Annotated in this window: 21 protein-coding genes and 16 tRNA genes; 24 read left to right on the top strand and 13 right to left on the bottom strand. The window is 46.3% G+C overall.

All coding sequences use genetic code 11. From position 1 onward, the window contains the following. Window positions 1–3 precede the first annotated feature (3 nt). The 9 genes from MO387_RS18505 to MO387_RS18465 form a co-directional block, all read right to left on the bottom strand. The gene (locus tag MO387_RS18505) at window positions 4–1,023 is read right to left on the bottom strand and encodes a TRAP transporter substrate-binding protein (protein ID WP_063884723.1); all 1,020 of its coding nucleotides are present in this window, start codon (window positions 1,021–1,023) and stop codon (window positions 4–6) included. 465 nt (window positions 1,024–1,488) lie between these two features. Further along, window positions 1,489–1,719 (bottom strand): hypothetical protein, encoded by a 231-nt coding sequence (locus tag MO387_RS18500; RefSeq protein WP_006082294.1) that lies wholly within the window; start codon window positions 1,717–1,719, stop codon window positions 1,489–1,491. Between the two features lie 170 nt (window positions 1,720–1,889). Then, window positions 1,890–1,965: transfer RNA gene (locus MO387_RS18495), tRNA-Val, on the bottom strand. Between the two features lie 28 nt (window positions 1,966–1,993). Further along, window positions 1,994–2,069, bottom strand: a tRNA-Val gene (locus tag MO387_RS18490). Window positions 2,070–2,097: 28 nt separating this feature from the next. Beyond that, window positions 2,098–2,173 (bottom strand) — tRNA-Val (locus MO387_RS18485). Window positions 2,174–2,201: 28 nt separating this feature from the next. After that, a tRNA-Val gene (locus MO387_RS18480) sits at window positions 2,202–2,277 on the bottom strand. Between the two features lie 48 nt (window positions 2,278–2,325). Continuing rightward, a tRNA-Val gene (locus tag MO387_RS18475) sits at window positions 2,326–2,401 on the bottom strand. Between the two features lie 39 nt (window positions 2,402–2,440). Then, window positions 2,441–2,516, bottom strand: a tRNA-Val gene (locus MO387_RS18470). Between the two features lie 58 nt (window positions 2,517–2,574). Beyond that, a tRNA-Val gene (locus tag MO387_RS18465) sits at window positions 2,575–2,650 on the bottom strand. Between the two features lie 614 nt (window positions 2,651–3,264). Here MO387_RS18465 and gltX point away from each other — a divergent pair. The 10 genes from gltX to MO387_RS18415 all read left to right on the top strand — a co-directional run bounded on the left by gltX (window position 3,265) and on the right by MO387_RS18415 (window position 6,358). Further along, window positions 3,265–4,674, top strand: coding sequence for a glutamate--tRNA ligase (gene gltX, locus MO387_RS18460; RefSeq protein WP_071939599.1), 1,410 nt, complete (start codon window positions 3,265–3,267; stop codon window positions 4,672–4,674). Between the two features lie 105 nt (window positions 4,675–4,779). Then, window positions 4,780–4,855, top strand: a tRNA-Ala gene (locus tag MO387_RS18455). 63 nt (window positions 4,856–4,918) lie between these two features. Then, window positions 4,919–4,994, top strand: a tRNA-Glu gene (locus tag MO387_RS18450). A 118-nt stretch (window positions 4,995–5,112) separates the two neighbouring features. Beyond that, a tRNA-Glu gene (locus MO387_RS18445) sits at window positions 5,113–5,188 on the top strand. Window positions 5,189–5,292: 104 nt separating this feature from the next. After that, a tRNA-Ala gene (locus MO387_RS18440) sits at window positions 5,293–5,368 on the top strand. Between the two features lie 51 nt (window positions 5,369–5,419). Then, a tRNA-Glu gene (locus MO387_RS18435) sits at window positions 5,420–5,495 on the top strand. Window positions 5,496–5,613: 118 nt separating this feature from the next. Continuing rightward, window positions 5,614–5,689, top strand: a tRNA-Glu gene (locus MO387_RS18430). 123 nt (window positions 5,690–5,812) lie between these two features. Further along, window positions 5,813–5,888 (top strand) — tRNA-Glu (locus MO387_RS18425). Between the two features lie 118 nt (window positions 5,889–6,006). Further along, window positions 6,007–6,082, top strand: a tRNA-Glu gene (locus MO387_RS18420). Between the two features lie 200 nt (window positions 6,083–6,282). Then, window positions 6,283–6,358 (top strand) — tRNA-Glu (locus tag MO387_RS18415). 581 nt (window positions 6,359–6,939) lie between these two features. Here MO387_RS18415 and MO387_RS18410 read toward each other — a convergent pair. Then, entirely contained in the window at window positions 6,940–8,769 is a 1,830-nt protein-coding gene (locus MO387_RS18410; RefSeq protein ID WP_107948252.1) for an ABC transporter ATP-binding protein, read from the bottom strand. A 172-nt stretch (window positions 8,770–8,941) separates the two neighbouring features. Here MO387_RS18410 and MO387_RS18405 point away from each other — a divergent pair, with 172 nt between their 5' ends. From MO387_RS18405 to MO387_RS18375, 7 genes are all read left to right on the top strand, one after another. Beyond that, on the top strand, window positions 8,942–10,633 hold the full coding sequence (locus tag MO387_RS18405; protein WP_107948249.1) for an Ada metal-binding domain-containing protein: 1,692 nt from the start codon (window positions 8,942–8,944) through the stop codon (window positions 10,631–10,633). A gap of 93 nt (window positions 10,634–10,726) precedes the next feature. Next, complete coding sequence (locus MO387_RS18400; protein ID WP_242326440.1) at window positions 10,727–11,284, top strand: methylated-DNA--[protein]-cysteine S-methyltransferase; 558 nt, start codon at window positions 10,727–10,729, stop codon at window positions 11,282–11,284. Between the two features lie 47 nt (window positions 11,285–11,331). Continuing rightward, entirely contained in the window at window positions 11,332–12,615 is a 1,284-nt protein-coding gene (locus MO387_RS18395; RefSeq protein WP_107948244.1) for a DEAD/DEAH box helicase, read from the top strand. A gap of 72 nt (window positions 12,616–12,687) precedes the next feature. Further along, the gene (locus tag MO387_RS18390; protein ID WP_006082288.1) at window positions 12,688–13,158 is read left to right on the top strand and encodes a dual specificity protein phosphatase family protein; all 471 of its coding nucleotides are present in this window, start codon (window positions 12,688–12,690) and stop codon (window positions 13,156–13,158) included. A 140-nt stretch (window positions 13,159–13,298) separates the two neighbouring features. Next, on the top strand, window positions 13,299–14,195 hold the full coding sequence (locus MO387_RS18385; protein ID WP_106650974.1) for a chemotaxis protein CheV: 897 nt from the start codon (window positions 13,299–13,301) through the stop codon (window positions 14,193–14,195). A gap of 174 nt (window positions 14,196–14,369) precedes the next feature. Next, window positions 14,370–15,596, top strand: a complete 1,227-nt coding sequence (sstT, locus tag MO387_RS18380; protein WP_006082286.1) for a serine/threonine transporter SstT — start codon at window positions 14,370–14,372, stop codon at window positions 15,594–15,596. 75 nt (window positions 15,597–15,671) lie between these two features. Further along, on the top strand, window positions 15,672–16,196 hold the full coding sequence (locus MO387_RS18375) for a CIA30 family protein (protein WP_006085503.1): 525 nt from the start codon (window positions 15,672–15,674) through the stop codon (window positions 16,194–16,196). Window positions 16,197–16,388: 192 nt separating this feature from the next. Here MO387_RS18375 and MO387_RS18370 read toward each other — a convergent pair whose 3' ends face one another. Next, a complete protein-coding gene (locus MO387_RS18370) occupies window positions 16,389–17,768 on the bottom strand; it encodes a Gfo/Idh/MocA family oxidoreductase (RefSeq protein WP_107948242.1) in 1,380 nt (459 codons plus the stop codon). Between the two features lie 351 nt (window positions 17,769–18,119). Between MO387_RS18370 and MO387_RS18365 the strand changes: the two genes are divergently transcribed. After that, window positions 18,120–18,560: a hypothetical protein gene (locus MO387_RS18365; protein WP_107948240.1), complete on the top strand. Its 441-nt coding sequence runs from the start codon at window positions 18,120–18,122 to the stop codon at window positions 18,558–18,560. Between the two features lie 98 nt (window positions 18,561–18,658). Here MO387_RS18365 and MO387_RS18360 read toward each other — a convergent pair whose 3' ends face one another. Next, window positions 18,659–19,330 (bottom strand): pseudouridine synthase, encoded by a 672-nt coding sequence (locus MO387_RS18360; RefSeq protein ID WP_107948238.1) that lies wholly within the window; start codon window positions 19,328–19,330, stop codon window positions 18,659–18,661. Window positions 19,331–19,399: 69 nt separating this feature from the next. Further along, window positions 19,400–20,029, bottom strand: coding sequence for an acyl carrier protein phosphodiesterase (locus MO387_RS18355; RefSeq protein WP_107948235.1), 630 nt, complete (start codon window positions 20,027–20,029; stop codon window positions 19,400–19,402). A gap of 106 nt (window positions 20,030–20,135) precedes the next feature. Here MO387_RS18355 and MO387_RS18350 point away from each other — a divergent pair, with 106 nt between their 5' ends. The 6 genes from MO387_RS18350 to secF all read left to right on the top strand — a co-directional run bounded on the left by MO387_RS18350 (window position 20,136) and on the right by secF (window position 25,936). Further along, window positions 20,136–20,360, top strand: a complete 225-nt coding sequence (locus tag MO387_RS18350; protein WP_107948234.1) for a hypothetical protein — start codon at window positions 20,136–20,138, stop codon at window positions 20,358–20,360. 63 nt (window positions 20,361–20,423) lie between these two features. After that, window positions 20,424–21,461, top strand: coding sequence for a tRNA preQ1(34) S-adenosylmethionine ribosyltransferase-isomerase QueA (queA, locus tag MO387_RS18345; RefSeq protein ID WP_107948232.1), 1,038 nt, complete (start codon window positions 20,424–20,426; stop codon window positions 21,459–21,461). A gap of 162 nt (window positions 21,462–21,623) precedes the next feature. Then, complete coding sequence (tgt, locus tag MO387_RS18340) at window positions 21,624–22,748, top strand: tRNA guanosine(34) transglycosylase Tgt (RefSeq protein ID WP_106650965.1); 1,125 nt, start codon at window positions 21,624–21,626, stop codon at window positions 22,746–22,748. 27 nt (window positions 22,749–22,775) lie between these two features. Next, window positions 22,776–23,108 (top strand): preprotein translocase subunit YajC, encoded by a 333-nt coding sequence (yajC, locus tag MO387_RS18335; protein ID WP_007649452.1) that lies wholly within the window; start codon window positions 22,776–22,778, stop codon window positions 23,106–23,108. Window positions 23,109–23,125: 17 nt separating this feature from the next. Beyond that, window positions 23,126–24,976: a protein translocase subunit SecD gene (gene secD, locus MO387_RS18330; RefSeq protein WP_106650964.1), complete on the top strand. Its 1,851-nt coding sequence runs from the start codon at window positions 23,126–23,128 to the stop codon at window positions 24,974–24,976. Between the two features lie 12 nt (window positions 24,977–24,988). Continuing rightward, the gene (secF, locus tag MO387_RS18325) at window positions 24,989–25,936 is read left to right on the top strand and encodes a protein translocase subunit SecF (RefSeq protein WP_106650963.1); all 948 of its coding nucleotides are present in this window, start codon (window positions 24,989–24,991) and stop codon (window positions 25,934–25,936) included. The last annotated feature ends 137 nt before the right edge of the window (window positions 25,937–26,073 follow it).

Below are 26,073 nucleotides of genomic sequence, written 5' to 3'. Positions count from 1 at the left end.
TTATTATTTATTTGCAGCTACAGCAGCTTCAATCACATCTTTACCGATTTGATCTTCAAACTTAGCCCAAACTGGTTTCATCACATCGACCCATTTTTGACGTTCAGCAGGCGTTAAAGTCACTAACTGTGAACGTTTAGAATCTAGGATTAACTGCTTGTCTTGGTTATCTTTCTCAGCGGCAATTTTGTTACCTAATGCGATAGATTCATCTAAAGCTTCTTTGATGATCTTACGTTTGTCAGCGGGTAAGCCTTTCCAGAAAGTGTCAGAGGTCACGACCATGTAGTCGAGCACACCGTGGTTACTTTCAGTGATTTGGCTTTGCACTTCATAAAACTTTTGTGAGTAAGTATTTGACCACGTGTTTTCTTGACCATCGATAGCGCGGGTTTGCAGCAGGGTAAATACTTCAGAGAAAGGTTTTTTCACTGGAATAGCGCCGACAGCATCAAACTGAGCCGCCAAAACATCAGACGCCATTACGCGGAACTTCAAGCCCTTTGCATCAGCAGGATTTTTAAGTGGCGTGTTAGCCGAGAACTGTTTCAGACCATTGTGTAAATAGCCTAGACCGACAATCCCTTTACGGGTCATAGAGTTCAGCAGTGTTTGACCTGCTTCACCTTGTTGGAAACGGTTTACCGCATCCATATCATTGAAGAGGAAAGGTAAATCGAATACTTGTAGGCGTTTAGTGTAACGTTCAAATTTTGAGAGTGACGGCGCAACAAATTGCACGTCGTTTAACAGTAGTGCCGCTAACTCGTTGTTATCCCCAAATAACTGTGAGTTAGGAAATACACTGACCTTGTATTCACCCGGTAAACGTTGTTCAACGAGTTCTTTAAACTTAAGTGCCATTTGGCCTTTGGGCGTATTTTCTGCCACAACGTGCGAAAACTTAATTTCAATAGGTTCTGCAAATACGTTAAAGCTGGTTGCGAACACGGAGGCAACGGCGAGCATTTTGACTAAGGTTTTGAGTGGACGGGTCAATCCAGTTTGTTGATTCAATGTCATCTTGAGTTCCTTTTTCTGTTGTTAGGATTTGTCCTCAGTCTTGGTTAGTTTGTTACCAAGTTTGAGTAGGAATACAGCCTTGATTTCCCTGAGGTCTGTCTTACTAAAGGCAAATACCACGCCAACTTACACAGACTTCTGTAAGTGTTTGGTTACTAAAGTGTAGTTCATTTGATGTTTGTCACACTTTTAGTTTTGTGGGTGAGATCTCGCTCACAGTGATTTTCTGTTTGGGTGGAAACCCACCCATGGCGCGGATCTGCCTCAAATAGATAGCCCTTGGTGGTGCAGGTTTATTAAACAAACTTAGTTATTTTGAGATCAAAAAATGCCGCAAAAGTATGCGCTACGCTGAAAATGCGTGATGGGTTATTTCGGAATATGAATTTAGGCTGATTGTATGGTCAATTGTGGTCAAGTCGATGGTGTTTGTCGTCAATCAAGACAAAGGGACAGTTGGTGCAGTTAATCATCATCTAAAAGGATACGTTTTAGGATCGCATCGCTAGGCAACAACTCTAAGTGGCCTTGTTCGTCAAAGTACCAACCGGTAATAAAGCCCTTTTGGCGCATACTGACGAGATTATGCATGACTTCCCGTGCTTCCTTGAGCGCCGTTTGCTCATCGCAAGCGTGGGTATGCTTTAAATAAGCGGCAATATTGGCAAGAGAAGCGGATTGACTGACGCTGGCCATAATGTTGATCTCCAAACAATGCTAAAAGCAGAATGAAATCAGGCTGAGTGTCGATAGAGCTTGGTATTTTACGGATTATAAAAGGTGAAATAGTAAAATTTAGCACTCGCTGATTGAGATCAAGCATAGTTGAGTCAGCGTGTTGGTAAAGTTTATTGTGGGGATAAATATGGTGGTCGCTACTGGGCTCGAACCAGTGACCCCCTCCTTGTAAGGGAGGTGCTCTCCCAGCTGAGCTAAGCGACCTGGGATGTAACTTGTGTATTGCAGAATATGGTGGTCGCTACTGGGCTCGAACCAGTGACCCCCTCCTTGTAAGGGAGGTGCTCTCCCAGCTGAGCTAAGCGACCTGGGATATAACTTATGTATTACAGAATATGGTGGTCGCTACTGGGCTCGAACCAGTGACCCCCTCCTTGTAAGGGAGGTGCTCTCCCAGCTGAGCTAAGCGACCTGGGATATAACTTGTGTATTGCAGAATATGGTGGTCGCTACTGGGCTCGAACCAGTGACCCCCTCCTTGTAAGGGAGGTGCTCTCCCAGCTGAGCTAAGCGACCTGGGAATTCTGACATTACACAATTTTTAAGTCATTATTCACTGAAGAATGGTGGTCGCTACTGGGCTCGAACCAGTGACCCCCTCCTTGTAAGGGAGGTGCTCTCCCAGCTGAGCTAAGCGACCTGGGAATGACTTTCACACAATGAGGTACATTAAGTTATATGGTGGTCGCTACTGGGCTCGAACCAGTGACCCCCTCCTTGTAAGGGAGGTGCTCTCCCAGCTGAGCTAAGCGACCTGGGATATAACTATGTTGTACAGCCATTATTTCTTTACAAATTATTTATAATAAACAATGGTGGTCGATACTGGGCTCGAACCAGTGACCCCCTCCTTGTAAGGGACGTGCTCTCCCAGCTGAGCTAATCGACCTCGCTGTGTGGAGCCGTATTATAGGGAGGTTCGATCTAGTGTCAACGCTTTTTAGTGAAAAAAGCATTGGTCGCGCTATTTTTGTTCGCATTGGCTTAATGCTAATCACGCCGCCGATCAAAGTGTTAGTTTATTCGCCTATCAATGGCGTGCAATTTGGGTGTTTGGGATGCCGCGATAGCTAGACTCATGTCATTCGTGAGCATTTCGGACGATAAAATGACAGGGTGTGAGTGACTCACAATGATTAGATGTTAGAGATTGAGTGGATAGCAGTGTATAGGCGTTACGCCAAAGACACACTATTTATAGCTGAAGGCATGATAGGGGCAAAAGTAGGGCTGGGATCTAAGCGTAGCGAAATCAATCCATGAGTCTTAAGTCAGATAAATGGGGTGCAGGTTTGCGGGTGATAGCTGTGGCACCACTTTATATGTGCACCTTTATATAGGCTTCTCTATATAAGGAGGGGATTTAGCATCACGATTTTACTAGATAAGTGATACTGCAGAGCTTGTCCCATTTGCAGCGCCTGCTTTGACTGTTAGAATAAGCCCACTTTTTTATCGTGATTGTCTTTATCTAGACGACTTTATATAGGTTAGTGTCCCATTATGACAACTAAGACGCGTTTTGCCCCTAGTCCTACTGGTTTCTTACATGTTGGTGGTGCCCGTACTGCACTTTATTCTTGGTTACAAGCTCGCGCCAATAACGGTGAGTTTGTATTACGTATTGAAGACACTGATATTGAGCGTTCGACTCAAGCCGCCTGCGATGCGATTTTAGAAGGTATGAACTGGTTAGGTTTGACATGGGACGAGGGCCCGTATTACCAAACTAAGCGTTTTGATCGTTATAACGAAATTATTGCCCAAATGTTAGCAAAGGGCACTGCATATAAATGCTATTGCTCACGTGAGCGTATTGATGCGTTAAGAGAAGCACAAGCCGCAAACGGTGAAGCACAAAAGTACGATGGTTGCTGCCGTGACTTACCCGCTCGTGATACTGATGAGCCATTTGTCGTGCGCTTCAAAAATCCTATCGGCGGTTCAGTGGTATTTGATGACCATGTTCGTGGCCGTATTGAATTTTCTAACGATGCATTAGATGACTTGATCATCGCCCGTACCGATGGTGTGCCAACCTATAACTTCTGTGTGGTTGTTGACGATTGGGATATGGGAATTACTTGTGTGGTTCGTGGTGAAGATCATATCAACAATACGCCGCGTCAAATCAATATCCTTAAAGCATTAGGGGCGCCGATCCCAGAATATGCTCACGTCTCTATGATTCTCGGTGATGATGGTGCGAAATTATCTAAGCGTCATGGCGCAGTGAGCGTAATGCAGTACCGTGACGATGGCTATTTGCCAGAAGCACTGTTGAACTACCTAGTACGTTTAGGTTGGTCACATGGCGATCAAGAGATCTTCTCTTTAGAAGAAATGAAGCAATACTTTAAGCTCGGTGATATCAATAAAGCCGCTTCTGCCTTTAATACCGATAAACTGGTGTGGTTGAACCAACACTATATAAAGAGTCTTGCCCCAGAATATGTGGCAACACACTTACAATGGCACATGGACGATCAAAAAATTGATCTGTCAAACGGCCCAGCATTAGCGGAAGTGGTTACTGCATTAGCTGAACGCGCTAAGACACTAAAAGAGTTAGCCGCTTCTAGCCGCTATTTCTATGAAGACTTTGCAGAGTTTGATGAAGCCCAAGCGAAAAAGCATTTACGTGGTGTTGCGTTAGAGCCATTGCAACTGGTTCAACAAAAATTAGCCGCATTAACTGATTGGACTGTAGAAGCTATCCATCAGGCGATTGAAGACACTGCGACTGAATTAGATGTGGGTATGGGTAAAGTCGGTATGCCTTTACGTGTTGCTGTAACAGGGGCAGGGCAGTCTCCAGGCTTAGATATCACACTATTTTTAATTGGAAGAAGCCGTTCTGAGCAAAGAATATCCAAAGCGATTGAATTTGTAGCAGATAGAATAAATTCCTAAAAAAACGAGTTGACACTTTTAGGTGCGCTGCATAGAATGCGCCACGCAGTTGAGACACAGTCGAGCAAATGCTTGCAGTGCGCTTAAATGTAGTTCGATAGGTTTGGGGTTATAGCTCAGCTGGGAGAGCGCTTGCATGGCATGCAAGAGGTCCACGGTTCGATCCCGTGTAGCTCCACCAAACTTACCGTAGATGTTAAACGGGAACCTTTTATAGCGAAAAGTTCAAATTAATATGTCCGGGGTCCCCTTCGTCTAGAGGCCTAGGACACCGCCCTTTCACGGCGGTAACAGGGGTTCGAATCCCCTAGGGGATACCACATTTTGGTTCCTAGCAAATAACTAACGTGTTGTTTGGTAAGAACAAAGCATTTACTTCCTAGCCTACTGAAGTGAATGTGTTACAAAGCTCGGTTACGAGTTAAATCATAAGTCCGGGTCCCCTTCGTCTAGAGGCCTAGGACACCGCCCTTTCACGGCGGTAACAGGGGTTCGAATCCCCTAGGGGATACCAAGTATTGGTTCCTGTCGAATAGCTAACGAGTTGTTTGATATGAACAAAATCTAAATTTCTGCTGATACGCATACTATTAAAGTTAGCAGTGTCGACAAAAATTTGGGGCTATAGCTCAGCTGGGAGAGCGCTTGCATGGCATGCAAGAGGTCCACGGTTCGATCCCGTGTAGCTCCACCAATTTACTGTAGATGTTAAGCAGGAACGTGAGTTCGAATTAATATGTCCGGGGTCCCCTTCGTCTAGAGGCCTAGGACACCGCCCTTTCACGGCGGTAACAGGGGTTCGAATCCCCTAGGGGATACCAAATTTTGGTTCCTAGCAAATAACTAACGTGTTGTTTGGTAAGAACAAAGCATTTACTTCCTAGCCTACTGAAGTGAATGTGTTACAAAGCTCGGTTACGAGTTAAATTATAAGTCCGGGTCCCCTTCGTCTAGAGGCCTAGGACACCGCCCTTTCACGGCGGTAACAGGGGTTCGAATCCCCTAGGGGATACCATCTATTTTTATAGAGAGTGGTTCCTAGCAAATAACTAACGTGTTGTTTGGTAAGAACAAAGCATTTAGCCTACTGAAGTGAATGTGTTACAAAGCTCGGTTACGAGTTAAATCATAAGTCCGGGTCCCCTTCGTCTAGAGGCCTAGGACACCGCCCTTTCACGGCGGTAACAGGGGTTCGAATCCCCTAGGGGATACCAAATTTTGGTTCCTAGCAAATAACTAACGAGTTGTTTGGTAAGAACAAAGCATTTACTTCCTAGCCTACTGAAGTGAATGTGTTACAAAGCTCGGTTACGAGTTAAAACATAAGTCCGGGTCCCCTTCGTCTAGAGGCCTAGGACACCGCCCTTTCACGGCGGTAACAGGGGTTCGAATCCCCTAGGGGATACCAAATTTTGGTTCCTAGCAAATAACTAACGTGTTGTTTGGTAAGAACAAAGCATTTACTTCCTAGCCTACTGAAGTGAATGTGTTATAAAGCTCGGTTACGAGTTAAATCATAAGTCTGGGTCCCCTTCATTTTTTAGAAGAGAGTGCCTAGGACACCGTAGATGTTAAACGGGAACAGTACGTTCAAATTAATATGTCCGGGTCCCCTTCGTCTAGAGGCCTAGGACACCGCCCTTTCACGGCGGTAACAGGGGTTCGAATCCCCTAGGGGATACCAATTTTAATCAAGGTTTATCGAAACTTTGGTTAAAGACAATAAACCACCTCAAGGTGGTTTTTTTGTGTCTGAATTTTGAATATTAAATCGAGATCTCCCCGATTCATACGCGTCGAGTTATTTGCCGATTCCGAATTTACCCACCAATCAAACCATCCACATTAAGATAAATGATGCTTCGAGAGGCATACTTAGTGCGGTGAAGTCATTCTGTTCAATTGTGTGATAAGCATTATTGAAGTGTTTTCCTGCTTAACCTTGCGCTAACCCCATGGCTAAAACTCACCTTTCAGATTGTTCAATGTATTTGTACTTTGAATACTGCCACTCTTAATGGTTATACTTGGAACCGTTAATCGCGATTTATCTCATATTTCCAACAGCTCAACGAGTGCAATTTGAAGTGAGCCGTTCTTACGGTAGCTAGTGTAATAGCTGAATAGCGTATCGTTGCGGTGAATATGAGGGCGGTGTAAGAGTGAAGCTTTGCGGGAAGAGGGCAGAATTAGGCGGAAACTTATTTGAGATAAAAAATGCGACACTCATTTCTGAGTATCGCCTTTCGTCATTTAACTTTTAATTTAGTCTACACCTAAGAATCCACCGGTTTGGTGCGCCCAAAGCTGGGCATAAATACCGCCAGCGTCAATCAGTTCTTGGTGCGTGCCTTGTTCGACAACTCGGCCTTGATCTAACACTATAAGTCTGTCCATCGCGGCGATGGTCGAAAGTCGATGGGCGATTGCAATGACTGTTTTACCTTGCATTAACTCATATAAACTTTCTTGAATGGCGGCTTCGACTTCGGAATCAAGCGCTGAGGTGGCTTCATCAAGTAGCAAAATCGGCGCATTTTTTAATAAAACCCGCGCGATAGCGATACGCTGTCTTTGGCCACCAGAAAGTTTTACACCACGTTCACCGACTTGGGCATCTAAGCCATGATTACCGTGAGGGTCACTTAGATCCTTAATAAAGTCATAGGCTTGAGCTTGTTTAATGGCGCTATCGAGCTGTTCTTCGCTGGCCGTTGGATTGCCGTAAAGAATATTCTCGCGGATAGTACGGTGCAACAGTGATGTATCTTGGGTCACCATACCGATTTGCGAACGTAGTGAATCCTGCATAACCGTTTTGATGTCTTGATCGTCAATATTAATCTGACCTTTCTCGACATCGTAGAAACGCATTAATAGATTCACTAAGGTCGACTTACCCGCACCAGAACGTCCCACTAAGCCAACTTTTTCACCTGCCTTAATATTCAGATTCAGATCTTCAATCACCCCAGTCTGCTCGCCGTAATGGAAGCACACTTGGTTGAAATCAATCTTGCCATGGTTGACGACCAGCGCCTTGGCGTCTGGCTCATCTTGGATGATCGTCGTTTTCGATAAGGTGTTCATCCCATCGGTGACAGTGCCGATATTTTCAAATAACGAACTGATTTCCCACATGATCCATTGTGACATGCCGTTTAAGCGCAGTGCTAAACTGACCGCAATGGCGATGGCGCCGATAGTAATCGCGCTGTCAGTCCATAGAGCAATCGCTACCGCAGCAATGCTGAATGCGAGCACATAATTAATGATTTGCACGCTGACGCTGATGCCCGTTACTAAGCGCATTTGGCGATAAACCGTGTCTAAAAATATCCGCATACTCGATTTGGCGTATTCGGCTTCTTTTTGCGTGTGGGCGAATAGCTTCACTGTAGTGATGTTGGTGTAGCTGTCGACAATACGGCCTGTCATGGTTGATCGCGCATCGGCTTGCTCGGTAGAGACACTTTTCAGCTTAGGCACAAAGTACCATTGCAGCCCTACATACAGTGCAAGCCACACTAGCATAGGTATCACTAAGCGCAGGTCGGCGCTGGCGATCATCACCAACATAGAGGTGAAATACACCAAAATGTATACCAATACATCGAGCAACTTCATCACAGTTTCGCGCACGGCTAAGGAGGTTTGCATCACTTTCGTGGCGATTCGGCCAGCAAAATCATCTTGATAAAATGACACACTTTGCTTTAGCAAATAGCGGTGCGCGAGCCAACGGATCGACATAGGATAATTGCCGAGCAAGGTTTGATGCATGATAAGCGCATGCAGTAATACCAAGATTGGCATCACAATCAGCACCATGCCCCCCATCAGCATTAAGGTCGTGCCTTCGTCTTGAAATAAGGTTTCGGGATTTTTTTTCACAAGCCAATCCACTAATTGGCCCATAAATCCGAACAGGGACACTTCAAGCATCGCCAGCATAGCGGTCAGCACTGACATTAAGATCAGCGGCAGTTCGTAGCCTTTAGTGTAGTGGCGGCAAAAAGCATAAACCCCAGTAGGCGGCTTAGTGGGTTCATCATCGGGGAGGGCTTCCACCCAAGATTCAAATCGTTTAAACATGAATTAGCTCTATGGTGAGATAAAAAATAGTCGCGTATAGCATATAGGATTTCATTCCCTAAAAGCATTGAAATGATTGAGTTCCGTTTTCCGCTAGTGCTACATGCTAGTTTTACGTAAAGTGATCAACAAGAAATTAATTGTGAGCGAACATTGTCGGGCGTGATGAACAATGAATACAGATAGAGTGCCTAAGAGTTCAAATAAGCATGATGAAATAGACTCGGTGCATTCATTGGAGTCCAGTTCGGGGCTACTTTCAGCATCGATTTGCCGTGAGGCGAGGATGAGCCGCGATCCGCGTTTTGATGGTAAGTTTTTTGTGGGCGTATTAACGACGGGCATTTATTGCCGTACCGTGTGTCCCGCCGTCGCGCCAAAAGAGCAAAATGTGCGTTATTTTGATTCGGCCGTGAAAGCCGCACTGGCGGGATTACGCCCGTGTTTGCGTTGTCGGCCCGACAGTGCGCCAGGCTCAAATCCATGGAAAGGCACAGGCACTACGTTGGCGAGGGCCATTAGTTTAATCGAAGCGGGCGCCTTAGCGGGGAAATCATCGGGAGAGCCTGCCTCGACAGTGACACAATTGGCTGAGCGATTAGGGATCAGCAGTCGTTATCTCAATAAGCTCTTTACCGAAGGTTTTGGCACTTCGCCTAAACAATATGCCTTATATCGGCAGTTACTATTCGCTAAGCAATTACTACATCAAACCCAATTACCTGTCACTCAAGTCGCACTGGCGGCGGGTTTCAACAGTATTCGCCGTTTTAATGAGGCGTTTAAGCAAACCTTACAATTGACGCCAACTCAATTAAGAAAGACCACGTTAACCAAAGCGGCAAAGGAGTCCATGATTGAGCCACTAACAGGATTAAGTGAAATTGATACTTTGGGTGAATTTGTGCCGCACTATGGATTAACCTTGTATCAGTATTATCGGCCGCCATTGGATTGGGCATCACAGCTGGCATTTTATCGATTACGTGCGGTAACAGGGATGGAATGGTTCACACCGCAGATGAGTCATCCACAAGCGAGCGATGTCGTTGGCGATGAGGCGTCCGTGGTAGATGAGGCCAAAGCTGGCGATAATGGGCTCGAATATGGTCGCTGTTTTGCCCTAGGTAAGATGCGCGGCACAGTGCACATTATCCACGAGCCTAAGCTAAATCGCTTCAAACTCGCGATAATGTTGACCGAAGACTCTCCTGTCGATGAGCTGCAATTGCTGGTCACTGAAGTGCGACGCATTTTAGATCTCGATGCGGATATGCTGCTGATTGAACAAGGCTTAAGTGCGCTACCGAGTTTAGGATTAACACCGTTTTCGGGATTACGCATTCCCGGTGCAGGCTCCTTATTTGAGGCGGCCTGCCGTGCGATTTTAGGCCAGCAAGTGACGGTAGTGCAGGCGACTAAGCTACTTAATCAATTGGTTGAAGCCTATGGCGAGCGCTTTAGTCTCAATGGTTGCGAGTATCGTTTATTTCCTACACCCGAGGCCATTCGTGAGGCGAGTCTAACAGAGCTAAAAATGCCCGGCGCTCGTAAATTAGCCCTCAATGCGCTCGCGGCGTTTATCTGCGAACATCCTGAGGCGAGCGTCGATGATTGGCTTAGCGTTAAAGGCATAGGTCCTTGGACGATAGCGTATGCCAAGCTTCGTGGCTTGGGCGATCCCAATGTGTTTTTGCATACCGATTTGATTGTTAAAAAGCATTTATTGGCCTTATATATCAAGAACAATAGGTTGGATGAAACAGCCGCTGCAGCTGTGAGCTATCCCCAATTGTGCGAGCAGCTGAGCCAACAAATTGCCCCATGGGGCAGTTATTTAACCTTTCAGCTTTGGCATCAATAACCATTAAGCTGTCTCACATTAAATGGCCAGTTTAAAAAGATGAGTAAGCAGTTCAGTTAAGAACCAAATTAAGATCAAATAAAGAGACAGATTATGAAACATGCGATTCGTCAATTGAGCCAAGCGCCAAGCATTGCAGAATATCAACCCTGCGCCGTGGATACGTTTATCAGTCCTGCCGGAATATTGCAGTTAAATGCCAATGCCTATGGACTGAGCCATTTAACGGTTGTCGGCTCGGATCGCACTGAGATTGCGCTTGCCAAGGCGAGTGAGGATGCCCTCAATCAAGCTAAGGCGCATATTCGCGAAACTCAGGCGCAGCTCGCGGATTACTTTGCGGGTGAGCGGGTTGAATTTGATTTAAAACTCGCGCCCAAGGGCACTGAATTTCAGCGCGACGTATGGCAAGCCTTGCTCAATGTAGATTACGGCCAGAGCTGTAGTTATGGGCAGATTGCCGAGCAAATCGGTCGGCCTAAGACGGTGCGCGCCGTGGGCGCGGCCAATGGTGCCAATCCCATCGCGATTATCGTGCCTTGTCATAGAGTGATAGGCAAAAATGGCAAGTTAACGGGTTACGCCTACGGGCTTGCGATGAAACAGCAGTTGTTAACGCTGGAAACTGACAAGCACTGCCTCGATATTTAAGCTAGAATAGCCGCCTATTAAGATATTGGTGAGCAGTTAAACTTTCTATGACTCAGGCTTCTTCCTCTGCGGCAAGCTTTGCCCAACTCGGCATTATTGCACCTTTGCTAAATCGACTAACCGAATTAGCGTATGTTTCGCCCACACCAGTACAGGCGGCGACGATCCCCGTTGTGCTTGCTGGGCGGGATGTGTTAGCCGGCGCCAATACGGGCTCGGGTAAAACGGCAGCCTTTGCCGTGCCGCTGTTGCAGCAACTTGTTGAAGCAAAAACAGACGATAAGACAGGTGCTTATGTTCGTTGTTTGGTCTTAGTACCAACCCGCGAATTAGCCCAACAAGTCGCAGACAGCTTTCTGTCCTATGCCTCGCATTTGAATGGCAAGCTAAAAATTGTCGCCGCGTTTGGTGGTGTTTCAGTCAATGCGCAAATGCAGAGCCTACGCGCTGGTGCTGATGTATTAGTGGCAACGCCGGGTCGTTTGTTAGATCTGTTGTCCAGCAATGCCATCAAACTTAACCGCGTTAGCGCCTTAGTGCTCGATGAAGCTGACCGTATGTTAAGCCTTGGTTTTACAGAAGAATTAGCCCAAGTGCTCGACGCGTTGCCCGCCAAGAAACAAACCTTATTATTCTCAGCGACATTTCCAGAAGAAGTCCGTGAATTAACGGCAAAATTGCTGAATGATCCGCTTGAATACCAATTCCAAAGTGAACAAGAAAGCACGATTCATCAGCGGGTGATCACCGTTAATCGTCCGATGAAAACCGCATTATTGGCGCATCTGATTAAAGAACATCAGTGGTCACAGGCGTTGATTTTTGTGAGTGCCAAAAATACCTGTAATCATTTAGCGCAAAAGTTGTCTAAACGTGGGATCAGTGCCGAAGTCTTCCATGGCGATAAAGCGCAAGGCGCACGTACGCGAGTGCTCGATGGTTTTAAAAATGGTGAGATCAGTGTGTTAATCGCCACTGACATTGCCGCCCGTGGTATCGATATCGATAAACTACCTGTGGTGATCAACTTTGATTTACCAAGAAGCCCTGCGGATTATATGCATCGCATTGGCCGTAGTGGCCGCGCCGGTGAAGCTGGCTTAGCTGTGACCTTGATTTCCCATGAGGATTATCACCACTTTGGCGTAATAGAGAAAAAGAACAAGCTTAAGTTAGTGCGTGAGCAAATTGTCGGTTTTGAAGCCGATGATGAAATGCCAGTCGAACTGTTAGAACAAGCTAAACCTGTCGCCAAGCCCGAAGGTATGGGTAAAAAAAAGCGTAAACAGTTGCCGGCTGCCAATGCTGAATTTTGGGGCAAAAAATCTTAAGTCGTTGGAAACAAGCTATTCTTAGCTTATCTCTGGCGTTCCTTGTCATCTCACTTGTCGTAGGTAAGGTTTATGCAACACTTATTCTGGTTAGTTGAAGGTAAAGTCGCAGGGCGCAGTGGTCCCAATAAAGATCCTTGGGATTTGCAAGCGCTTAAAGAGGCCGGTATTGGTGCCATCCTGTCGGTCAATGGGGGCGAAGGCTGCGAGCCGAGCACCTTTAAAAAGCTCGATTTACGTTACGAATGTATTCCCTTTTCGCGCAATGTGCCGCCCCAAGATGGGGATGTGGCGATTTGTGTCGCTCAATTGCCCAAGGCATTAGCTTTTATCCAACAGTGTGAAGCCGATGGCTTACCTGTGGTGATCCATTGCCGTTCTGGTAAGGATCGCACCAGTCTTATCATGGCCTATTACTTAATGGTCAATGGTGCTGCGCCATTACACGCTGTCAGCCAAGTACGCAGTATTCGCGATATCGCCTTTACTGCCGATGGCTGGGATCAATTCGCCTTTGACGTTTTGTACGCATTACAAGACTAAGCCTTTTGTAGGTGTCTCAGGGCCGAACCTATTCATTAATAGGCATAATAGTTTCATTCGTTTGACCTTAGTCATCAAAATTTTACTGTGTTAAGGTTAAGCTATCCGCAGGTTGGTTTTAGTGAGTTATCTATCTAATTATGAAAAGTAAGGCAAGTCAGTCACAGGGATTACTACTGTTTCGGTTATCACAGACGCAAGTGTTTGCCTTAGGCACGTTGAAAGTGCGTGAGCTGGTGCCGTACACACGTCTCAGCAAAATCCCCCAATCTCATCCGACGATTCTGGGGGCTTCAACTATCCGTGGTCATACGATTCCTATCATAGATATGGCGGCGGCGATTGGTTATCGGCCAATAGCCCCTGAAGAGCGGGAAAAGTGCTACATCATCATCACGGATTGTCAGCGGATGATCATTGGTTTCTTGGTGCGCGGTATCGATAAGATTATTGAATGTAACTGGCGTGATATTGAAGCTCCTTCGTCTAGTTTAGGGAAAAATGCCTATTTGACGGGCGTGACACGTTTTGAGGACCAACTGGTACAGTTACTTGACGTTGAACTGTTATTGTCGAAAATCTTCCCCGATGATCCACAGACGAATCGGGCTATTTTGACTGACGTACAACGTGAAAAACTTAAACCTATGAATATCTTATTGGTGGATGATTCTAAGGTGGCGCGTAAGCAGTTATCCGACGCCCTTGATATGATTAACATTCCTTATCGAGTCACCGCCGACGGTAAAGAAGCGCTAGTCATGATGGAGCAAGCGGCACTGGAACATCACCCGATAGATATTTTGGTGAGTGATATCGAGATGCCGGGACTGGATGGTTACGAATTGGCTTTTGAAGTGCGTGATAATCCTCTGACTGCCAAGGCCTACATCATTTTGCATACGTCTTTATCCAGCGAAATTAGCGTGAGTCAGGCCCATCAAGTTGGGGCGAATGAAGCACTAACTAAGTTCGATGCCCACGAGTTAATCGATGCCATGTTACGGGGCGCCGATCTCGCCTTAGACAAGCGCTAATCTGGCGCTTGTTAGTTTTTTGTATGCTTTTTGCGGGGCTAGGGTAATTTAGTTAGCTTATTTCCCCGCAAAACTAGACAAGTCCAGTCACATCCTATAAAAACCTTATTGGCCTCATTTCCGAAGGTGCGCGTTGGGGATCTCAACCGAAATATAATAACGATAGGTTAAACCATGAAACAAGAATCATCATTGTTAGCTAAGTTGGCTAATGGCAGTCTAGTAATACAAATCTTTTTGGGGATAATCGCTGGTGTGGTCTTAGCCAGTTTTTCACCGAGTAGCGCGAAAGATATCGCCTTCTTAGGCAGTTTATTCGTTGGCGCATTAAAAGCGATTGCTCCCATCTTAGTTTTTATCTTAGTGGCGTCATCGATTGCTAATCAAAAAAAGAATACTCAAACCAATATGCGTCCCATTGTGGTGCTGTATTTATTCGGCACTTTCGCGGCCGCATTAACCGCAGTGCTCCTGAGTTCGATTTTCCCGACTAATTTAGTCTTAGTTGCTGGCGTAGAAGGCACCAGCCCACCACAGGGCATTGGTGAAGTCATCCATACCTTGTTATTCAAACTGGTTGATAACCCAGTCAATGCGTTAATGACGGGCAACTATATTGGTATTCTCGCTTGGGGTGTGGGTTTAGGTTTAGCCCTACATCATGCTACCGATTCGACTAAACAAGTGTTTGCCGACATGAGCCACGGTATTTCACAAATGGTGCGTTTTATTATCCGTTTAGCGCCTATCGGTATTTTTGGTCTCGTTGCGGCGACATTTGCCGAAACCGGTTTTGCGGCGATTGCAGGTTATGCCCAGTTATTGGCCGTGCTATTAGGTGCGATGGCTATTATTGCTTTAGTTGTTAATCCATTGATTGTGTACGTGAAGATTAAACGTAATCCGTATCCGCTGGTATTTCAATGCTTGCGTGAAAGTGGTGTGACGGCGTTTTTTACTCGCTCGAGCGCGGCAAACATTCCGGTGAATATGGCGCTGTGTGAAAAGTTAAAGCTGCATGAAGACACTTATTCCGTTTCTATTCCCTTAGGTGCCACCATCAACATGGGCGGCGCGGCGATCACTATTACCGTATTGACCTTAGCTGCGGCGCATACCTTAGGCATTCAAGTCGATTTACTGACCGCATTGTTACTGAGTGTTGTTGCTGCTGTTTCAGCTTGCGGCGCATCCGGTGTGGCGGGTGGTTCATTATTATTGATCCCACTGGCTTGTAGCTTGTTTGGTATTTCTAACGATGTTGCCATGCAAGTGGTTGCTGTTGGCTTTATTATTGGTGTGGTTCAAGATGCAGCCGAAACTGCACTGAACAGCTCAACTGACGTTATCTTTACCGCTGCCGCTTGTGAAGCCGCTGAGAATAAAGCTAAACTGAGTTAACGAGTGCTGTTATTCGTATCGAAAAGTATTATGGAAGCAGTCACTTAGGTGGCTGCTTTTTTTATGGGAGTCGTTATGATCTTTTTTGATTTTAGCGTGCTAGATGCTGCAAAGCCCTGGTATGGAATAAATGACACTGTGATGGGCGGTTTGTCCCGCAGTAAAATGACGGTTTCACCTTTAGGTTATGGTGAGTTTAGTGGCCATGTGTCGCTGGCAAATGGCGGCGGGTTTGCTTCAGTGCGTTGTGAGTTTAGCCCTATAGATGTCAGTGAGTTTACTGGGATTTACCTCGAACTCGATGGCGACCGAACTAAAGACTATAAAGTGAATTTAAAGGATGTCGACACACCACAAAGTACGGTATATCAAGCGCCTATGCCCACACCCACTCACCAAACCTTTGGTGTGAGTAGTGCCAGAGTATTGAATTGGCAGCGGATAGAAATTCCATTCAGTGATTTCAAGCCCCAATGTCGGGGTAAACCCATTTCCCGTCCGAATATAGTATTGAGTCAGTTGTGCAGCTTAGGGTTAGTGATTGGCGCCCAGCAAAGTGGCGACTTTTCATTGAAAATCAGAGAAATCGGCTACTACTAGCGCTTGTAGTGAGTTTCTTATGGTGAATTTATTGTCGCGAGTTTTTTACCGCTAAGTGCTTATGGCAGATGGTTTGTTGCTAATGGCGCGGGTCATCTCAGGGCTTAATTTAACAGTAAGAAAAAGGATAAGGCCGAGGCACTTATCCTTATGGTTGCGGTGCCAAATAGTGAACTTGGCGAAAGCCGCTGCTTAAGCGCCGACAATCCCTAATGGCTTGGCGGTTTGCCACGCGCCGCGGGTAAAATCAGGGAAGGTGACAGAGTTACTGCGATCATTGAGTGAATGTTCACTTAAAATATTCACCACCGACCAAGACGCGCCATCGTACACATCCTGATCTAAAGCTTCACCATTGCGTAGGCAATAAATCATGCGCCATAGCATCACAAAGTCCATGCCGCCGTGGCCGCCGTTAATTTCAGCCTCTTTTCCTATGCGCTGCCACAGTGGGTGATCGTATTTGTCGTACCACTTTTGCATGTCCATATCCCACTCGTGGTAACTTTGACCAAAGCCACCATTTTCGACGGCGATCCGATTCGGGAAGCCAGCAAACACGCCATTTGTCCCTTGGATCAAATTGTGGCGACTGTAAGGTCTTGGGGTCGTCGTGTCATGCTGGACCATGATGGTTCGGCCCTTAACGGTTTTAATCAGGCTAGTGTTGATATCCCCATTAATGTACTTGAGCTGATTACGCTCATGATCGGCGGGGAATTCACGTTTAGCATAGAGCGCACGGCCAAGGGCGGGGGAACTCATCGAGGTCAGATAATCGAATCGGTCACCGCGGTTAATGTTCATATACTGGGAGACTGGCCCTAAACCGTGGGTTGGGTATAAGTTGCCGTTACGTTTGGTATGCCAGTAAGTGCGCCATGAGCCTGTCTTATGGTCGATTTCCTTCATCTGCCAGCGTAGCTCATGGATATAAGCGGCTTCGCCGTGGAGTAACTCTCCAAACACGCCTTGGCGCACCATGTTGAGCACCATCAGTTCTTCGCGGCCGTAGTTGACGTTCTCCATCATCATGCAGTTTTTCTGAGTGCGCTCAGCGGTATCGACAACTTGCCAGCACTCCTCAACCGTGAGCGCCATTGGCACCTCAACAAAGGCATGTTTGCCGCTCTCCATGGTTTCGATTGCCATAGGCGCGTGCCATTCCCACGGGGTCGAAATAATCACAATATCGATATCATCGCGGCTCAGCAAATCGCGATAGCTCAGATCATTACCAGTATAGACAGCCGGTTTGGGCCGATTCTGTTTAACGATATGATCTACGGCTCTGTCGAGTACCGCTTGATGGGTATCACAAATGGCTTTGAGTTCAACGCCCTCTAAATGACAGAATTGCTCGACATGGCTAAAACCCCGCTCGCCAACACCGATAAAGCCGACTCGGACCACGTCCATCTTAGGTGCTATGAGTCCGATAACGGATTTACCCACTTGCGGTTTAGGGGCGACGCTACTGGCGTAGGCATTGAGAGCAATATTGGCAGTAACGAGTCCTGCAGTAGCGGCACCTGCGGCCTTAAGAAAATTACGACGATGAATGTTATGCATAGCGCTTCCTGCTTTATTTTTGTTTTGTAGGGATATTGAAATATCACTTGGTCTTATTTATACGGTAATTCACTTATGGGTTATATCAGAAACCCCATTTAAATTGGCAATAAAAGATGTAACAAGCTCATTCAGCTCGCTAGATCAGTCTTTTAGCTGCCTTTACTTTAGCGATAAGTAAATAGTGATAAAGATCGCGTTTTTATTTGTAGATTGAGCTACACTGCCGATTAATTAGTCAAAGGTATTTATCTTTTATATTTTAAACATTTAGCAAATTTAAATTAACCATAAAGTTACATTTGACGGGCGGTTTGAAGTAATTTGCTGTAGTGGGGAGTAAAGCGTTAAATGGGTTCTATGCTTAATGTACTACCACAACTGACATTCACTTTAGGTGATTGGGTATTGCATAAGGATATCAGGATGTCTGGGATTGAAAAACGCCGTCGCCTTCATTGGCGGGAGACAGATATGCAAAATCGTGAAATTATAGGTCGTTGGTTAGATGGGCGTCCTTTATTGGGTGATAAAATTACCCTCTATAAAGAAGACGAAAAATATTTTTTAGAAACTTGGTTTAGCGATGGCTGCCATAGTTTAGATGAAGTCTATATGTCGCAAACCGCTGAAGGCCATAAGCTGGAAGATGTGGGCGGTAATTTCTTTGGTGAATTCTTTATCGTGACACAGTCACAGCAATTACAATTTTGTAATGAGCAGGGCTGTTATTTCCAAGCAGAAGAATTAGCGGCTGATGTCGATTTTGGTCAAGGTATACGCGTCGCTTAAAAGGCAACAATCGAATCCGTAAATAACTAAGGTCGCATTTTAGCTCAGTGCTAAGTTGCGACCTTTTGCTTTTATGGGATTGCAGCTATTGGATTGAGTTATTCAGTAAATGGATGTTTACTGCTAAAAAACAGCGATTTACCCGAATAGGGATGGGTCAAACTTAAGCTTTGTGCATGTAAGCATAAACGCGGTTTTGCTTTGATAACCTCGGCATCACCGTAAAACTCATCGCCTAAAATCGCATGGCCTAGGGCAAGCATATGCACACGTAATTGATGAGTGCGGCCTGTTTCTGGCGAAAGCTCGACTAAGGTGCTGTTTTCTCGGCGTTCTAGTACACGGTAGTAGGTGAGGGCGCTTTTACCGCCAGTCTCTCCTGCCTGTAGCGTCTTTTGATAGGGCGGATGCTCAGTGTCTGGCGCAATCGCGAGGTCAATCATGCCCTGTTCCTGCGGCACATGTCCCATCACTTCGGCAATATAGACTTTCTTACTCTGTCTATCTTGAAACTGCGTTTTTAAATGCGACTCGGCTTTTTTATTACGGGCGAACACCATGATGCCCGAGGTCGCGCAGTCGAGCCGATGCACTAAAATCGTTTCTGGATAAAGGGTTTGTAAGCGGGTTAACGCGCAATCGAAGGTGTGAGCCGCTCGACCCGGATTAGACAATAATCCCGAAGGTTTATTGATGATAATCAGATCTCTATCGTTATAGCGGATGTCTAGCCAAGGCACTGCTGGGGGCTGGTAATCAAATATTTGCATCTTGTCCTCATTTTTGCGCGGCCATACTAGCAAAATTTACGCAGGCACACAGCATAATCTCATGCTTGCTTATTGCGAGATTGGGGAGGGCAAATATTCAGCAGGCGTCTTACGGCTCCAAATGCGGGTATAAGCCATCAGCTGCGGATAAAAAGTGCGGAACGCGGTTTCGATTTCTATCTGCATTTTATTGACGACTTTGTGGGCATCTTTAAACAGTGCGGCTTGCGGATGCTGTTTTGCCACTTGTGCTAAAGCGTGTTGTAAGCCTTTTTCTGTGGTGTAGCTGCCGAGCCAATCGGCGCTGCGCATGGCGGGCAAGAGCTTAGCAAGTGCTTCTGGATGGTACGGGTCTACACCTTGGACGGCGAAAGTATCTAACGCATCATAGGCCTTGCGGCTGAATTCATCTAAAGGTTGGTGATGATATTCTTCCCAATAATAAGCTAAATAGTGATCGAAACTCACGGCCATGAGTTCTGCTGCTATGCTTCTTAAGGGCGCAGGGAAAGCTTCCATTAATTCAATTGTGAGTTCGTGGCTGCTGCAGAGATTATTAATCTCTTGGTTTAACCATAGCGCTTGGCGTAACTCAATTGGAGCTTGTGCAATTGGCGCTTGAATATAATTACCCGCCACATTGGCGGCAAGATGCGTTTTACTGATGTCGGCGAGATGTAAGTGTGTAAGAAAGTTCATATTTTGTACTTGGTTAACCACGTCGGTTCACGGTATCATGCGCAAGCGCGCTTAGGAAAGCACGGAAGCTAAAAATGCAGTATTTTTTCACTTTTTAGGATCATGGATGATGTGGAACTGGTTTATAAAGATGCTTGGTCGAGACGAGCAGCCAAAGCGCAAAAAAGTGCTGGTAGAAATCCCCTTTGAACAACACCGTTTTAGCATGGATGATTTCAGCCGTTCACGGCTTAAATTCGATGCCGATGACAATTTGCCCCAAGATGGCGTCAAACCTATTAGCGTCAAACCTATGGTTCCTGAGCAAGAAGTGGACGCTGGCAATAAGTAATCTTGATATTCTTGGCCTCTAACCATAGACTAGCCGCCGTTCTAAGCTATCTAGAGGCCTATCATGCGCGTTGCAGACTTTTCTTTCGATCTCCCCGATGAGCTGATCGCTCGTTATCCTATGGCGCAGCGTAATGCATCACGTCTGTTAACCTTAGACGGCAATTCTGGCGCGTTAGGCGACAAACAGTTTACCGATCTGCTGGGGATGATTAATCCCGGCGATTTAATGGTGTTCAACAATACCCGAGTGATCCCCGCGCGTATGTTTGGCCAAAAGGCCAGCGGCGGCAAGTTAGAGATTTTAGTTGAGCGTATGCTCGATGATAAGCGCATCCTCGCCCATGTTCGCAGCTCTAAATCCCCGAAAGTCGATTCGTTCATTCTGCTCGACGGTGGCTATCAAATGAAGATGGTCGCCCGCCACGATACCTTGTTTGAACTTGAGCTGTTATCCGAGTTGACCATTCTAGAGGTGCTCGAAGCCGTAGGGCACATGCCGCTACCGCCTTATATCGACAGACCCGATGAAGATGCTGACAAAGAGCGCTATCAAACTGTGTATAACCAAAACCCAGGCGCCGTTGCCGCGCCAACGGCGGGGTTACATTTTGACGATGCCATGCTCGATGCATTAAAAGCCAAGGGTGTGAATATCGCCTTTGTGACTTTGCATGTGGGCGCTGGAACGTTTCAACCGGTGCGTGTTGATACCATTCTTGAGCACAAGATGCATTCTGAGTGGGCCAATGTGCCGCAGAATGTGGTCGATTTAATCGCGCAAACCAAAGCGGCGGGTAAACGCGTCGTGGCTGTTGGTACAACATCTGTACGTTCCTTAGAAAGTGCGGCGCGCGCTAGTCAAGGTGAACTCAAAGCCTTTAGCGGCGATACCGATATCTTTATTTATCCCGGCTATCAATTCCAAGTGGTCGATGCCATGGTGACGAACTTCCACCTCCCTGAATCGACCCTCATCATGTTAGTCAGTGCATTTGCGGGTTTTGATCATGTTATGGCGGCGTATCAACATGCTATCGCGCAAAAATATCGCTTTTTTAGCTATGGTGATGCCATGTTTGTGACGAAAAAAGCCCACTAGACCAAGATTTTGTTTTAAAATAGCCGCCCAAAGTGAGTATGGGCGGCAACTTTTTTTCGTTAAAAGGTTGAACCTTTTAACGCTGTCCCCATCTCTATTGTTAATCAAAATGGCATTAGCCATTAAAAATGTAGTCAGACTGTTTATCTGGCGAGGTGAATTATGAAATTTGAATTAGACACTACCGACGGCCGTGCGCGCCGTGGTCGGTTGATTTTTGACCGTGGCACAGTAGAAACCCCCGCATTTATGCCTGTTGGAACCTACGGCACAGTTAAAGGTATGACGCCAGAAGAAGTACGTGCTACAGGCGCGGACATTTTGCTCGGTAACACTTTCCATTTATGGTTGCGCCCAGGCGAAGAAATCATGCGTAAGCACGGTGACTTGCATGATTTTATGAACTGGCAGCGTCCGATTTTAACTGACTCGGGTGGTTTCCAAGTATTCAGTCTTGGCGATATCCGTAAGATCACCGAAGAAGGTGTGCATTTCCGTTCGCCAATCAATGGCGAGAAAATCTTCTTAGATCCTGAAAAATCAATGCAAATCCAAGATGCATTGGGCAGCGATGTGGTGATGATTTTTGACGAATGTACGCCGTATCCCGCGACTGAAGATGAAGCGCGTAAGTCAATGCAGATGTCGCTGCGTTGGGCCAAACGTTCGCGTGATGAATTTGACCGTTTAGAGAACCCTAACTCTCTATTCGGCATTATTCAGGGCGGTGTGTATGAAGATTTACGCGACGAAAGCTTAAAAGGCTTAGTCGATATCGGTTTCGACGGTTATGCCGTCGGTGGTTTGGCCGTAGGTGAGCCTAAAGCAGATATGCATCGCATTCTTGAGCATATTTGTCCGCAAATTCCTGCTGACAAACCTCGCTATCTGATGGGGGTCGGTAAACCAGAAGATTTAGTTGAAGGTGTACGTCGTGGTGTTGACATGTTTGACTGTGTAATGCCAACCCGTAATGCCCGCAACGGTCATCTGTTTACGAGTGAAGGTGTGATCAAAATACGCAATGCGCGTCATAGAGATGACACGTCACCACTCGATACTAAGTGTGATTGTTATACCTGTAAAAATTATTCACGGGCGTACCTTTACCACTTAGATCGTTGTAATGAGATTCTGGGTGCGCGTTTAAACACCATTCACAACTTGAGATACTATCAAATGTTAATGGAAGGTTTGCGCGGTGCGATTGAGACGGGTACATTAGACGCCTTTGTGGCGGACTTCTATACCAGTCAAGGTCGCGAAGTACCAGAGTTAGTCGATTGATTTTTTTGCTAATAAGAAGAGAAAACTATGTTTATTTCAAATGCATATGCAAGCGCTGCCGGCGCACCACAAGGTGGCGGCACGATGGAACTGATTTTCATGCTGGCGATTTTCGGCCTGATTTTCTATTTCATGATTTTCCGTCCGCAATCAAAACGCGTTAAAGAGCACAAAAATCTGATGTCTTCACTTGGCAAAGGTGATGAAGTGCTGACCAGTGGTGGGATTTTAGGCAAAATTGCAAAAATCAGCGACGAAAGCGATTACGTGTTACTGAGCTTAAACGACACAACACAAATCACGATCAAAAAAGACTATATTGCAGCTGTATTGCCTAAGGGCTCTATCCAGTCGTTGTAAGCCAAGAGGGCTCAGGCGTGTTAAATAAATACCCAATGTGGAAAAACATTATGGTGATGCTCGTCATTGCCATAGGTTGTTTCTATGCCGTACCGAACCTATTTGGTGAAGATCATGCGGTGCAAGTGGTGGCGACTCGAGGTGCTGAAGTCACGGCATCAACCCAAGCCAGTGTGAACGAGCTGTTAGCCAGTAAGGGCATTGCGGTAAAGCGCTCTGAGCTTGAAAAAGGTCAGTTGTTGGTCCGTGTGCAAAATGCGGATCAACAGCTACTGGCGAAAGAAGTGATTGCTGACAGCTTAGGCGACAAGTTTACTGTGGCGCTCAACTTAGCCCCAGCGACACCTAAGTGGCTTGAGTCAATGGGCGGTAGCCCAATGAAACTCGGTCTCGACCTTCGCGGCGGTGTGCATTTCTTGATGGAAGTGGACATGGGCGAAGCGATTCGCAAAATGGAAGAGGCTAAAATTGCCGATTTCCGTTCGCAATTACGTGAAGAAAAAATCCGTTACGCGGGCATTCGCAATAATGCTCAAGGAATCGAGATTAAATTCCGTGATGGCGAAAGTTTAGCCAGTGCCGAACGTTTCCTAAAATCTCGCAGCAACGATATGGTGTTCACCGATGTGAGCAAGGGTGAAGACTTTGCCCTGCAAGCTGTGATGAGTGACGTGTATCTTAAGCAGATTAAAGAAGAAGCACTGCAACAAAACATTACGACCATTCGTAACCGTGTAAACGAGTTAGGTGTGGCTGAGCCTGTAGTACAACGTCAAGGCGCCGAGCGCATTATCGTTGAATTGCCAGGTGTGCAAGATACGGCTCGCGCTAAGGAAATCTTAGGTGCTACCGCATCGATTGAATTCCACATGGTTGATGACAAAGCCGACCCTAATGCAGCGCAATCAGGCCGTGTGTCTGCAGGTTCTGAAGTCTACCAGCGCCGTGAAGGCGGCACTGTAATATTGAAGAAAGAAGTGATGTTGACCGGTGATCATATCACTGGCGCACAACCTAGCTTTGACCAGTACAGTCGTCCACAAGTTAGCATCAACCTTGATGCGAAAGGCGGCACCATTTTCTCTGACGTGACCAAAGACAACATAGGTAAACCTATGGCGACCTTGTTCATCGAATACAAAGACAGTGGTGAGCGCAATGCCGACGGCAGCGTTAAGATGCAGAAAATCCAAGAAGTGATTTCTGTCGCGACCATTCAAGCGCGTTTAGGCCGCAACTTTGTGATCACTGGTTTAAGCCATGGTGAAGCACAAAATCTTGCGCTATTACTGCGTGCTGGTGCCTTAATTGCGCCAGTGTCGATTGTTGAAGAACGTACCATAGGTCCAAGCTTAGGTGCTGAAAACATTGAAAACGGTGTTCAAGCTATGGTTTGGGGTATGGCGGTTGTCTTACTCTTTATGCTGGTTTACTACCGTGGCTTTGGTCTTATTGCCAACATCGCCTTAACCATGAACTTAGTTATGGTGGTGGGCGTAATGTCGATGATCCCTGGCGCAGTGTTAACCCTGCCAGGTATTGCCGGTATGGTGTTGACTGTGGGTATGGCAGTTGACGGTAACGTGCTGATTTATGAGCGTATCCGTGAAGAATTACGTGCGGGCCGTAGCGTCCAGCAGGCCATCCACGAAGGTTATGGCAACGCATTCTCCACCATCGCCGATGCGAACATCACCACTTTCCTTACGGCGCTGATCCTGTTTGCTGTAGGTACAGGCGCTGTTAAAGGCTTCGCGGTGACCTTGATGATAGGTATTGCGACTTCCATGTTTACTGCAATCGTGGGTACTCGCTCAATCGTTAACGCGATTTGGGGCGGTAAGCGCGTGAAGACTCTGTCTATCTAAGGGGAAGTGACAATGTTAGAAATTTTATCTTTAAAACATACGGTAAACTTCCTCCGTCATGCACTGCCAATCAGTATTATGTCGGCTGTATTGGTACTGGCTTCATTGGTTTCTCTTGTGACCAATGGCATTAACTGGGGGCTTGATTTCACTGGCGGTACTGTCGTTGAAATGGAGTTCACTAATCCAGTCGATTTAAACGCCCTGCGGGTGCAACTGACGACGCCAGATTCTGAAGGTGCAGTCGTACAAAACTTCGGTTCTAGCCGTGACGTATTAGTACGTTTACAGGTGAAAGAAGGCGTGAAGAGTGACGTGCAAGTTAAGTCTGTCATGGAAGCTGCGCAGAAAGTTGATCCACAAGTTCAGCAGAAGCGTGTTGAGTTCGTTGGCCCACAAGTGGGTAAAGAACTGGCTGAGCAAGGCGGTTTAGCGGTATTAGTCGCGCTTATCTGTATCATGATTTATGTGTCCTTCCGTTTCGAATGGCGCTTAGCATTTGGTTCTGTCGCGGCATTGGCGCATGACGTGATCGTGACTTTGGGCGTGTTTTCGGTATTCCAATTGGAATTCGACTTGACCGTTCTGGCGGGTCTATTGACGGTTGTGGGTTACTCACTCAACGATACTATCGTGGTATTTGACCGTATCCGTGAAAACTTCCTTAAGATGCGCAAAAGCGACCCGGAAGAAGTGGTTAACGTGTCCATTACTCAAACCATGAGCCGTACTATTATCACCACAGGTACAACCTTAGTGGTGGTCGTGGCCTTGTTCCTTAAAGGCGGTACTATGATCCATGGCTTTGCGACTGCATTGCTGATGGGTATTTTTGTGGGCACATATTCCTCTATCTATGTGGCGAGTTTCTTGGCCATTAAACTGGGTATCAATCGTGAACACATGATGCCAGTTGAGATTGAGAAAGAAGGCGCAGACCAACCTCCTATGATGCCTTAAAGGTTACATTCGAGTTAAAAAGCCACCGACGAGGTGGCTTTTTTTTAGCTCGAATTTGAGATAGATCTGACATTCTGCTAGCAAACTCACAAAGTTATAGTCAGTTATGCTGTAAAAATGGAATGTTAATTAAATTA

It is taken from the genome of Shewanella sp. N2AIL (assembly GCF_022690845.1).
GTDB lineage: Bacteria > Pseudomonadota > Gammaproteobacteria > Enterobacterales > Shewanellaceae > Shewanella > Shewanella baltica.
The sequence above is the reverse complement of the archived record's forward strand: the minus strand, read 5'-3'. Positions and strand labels throughout refer to the sequence as shown.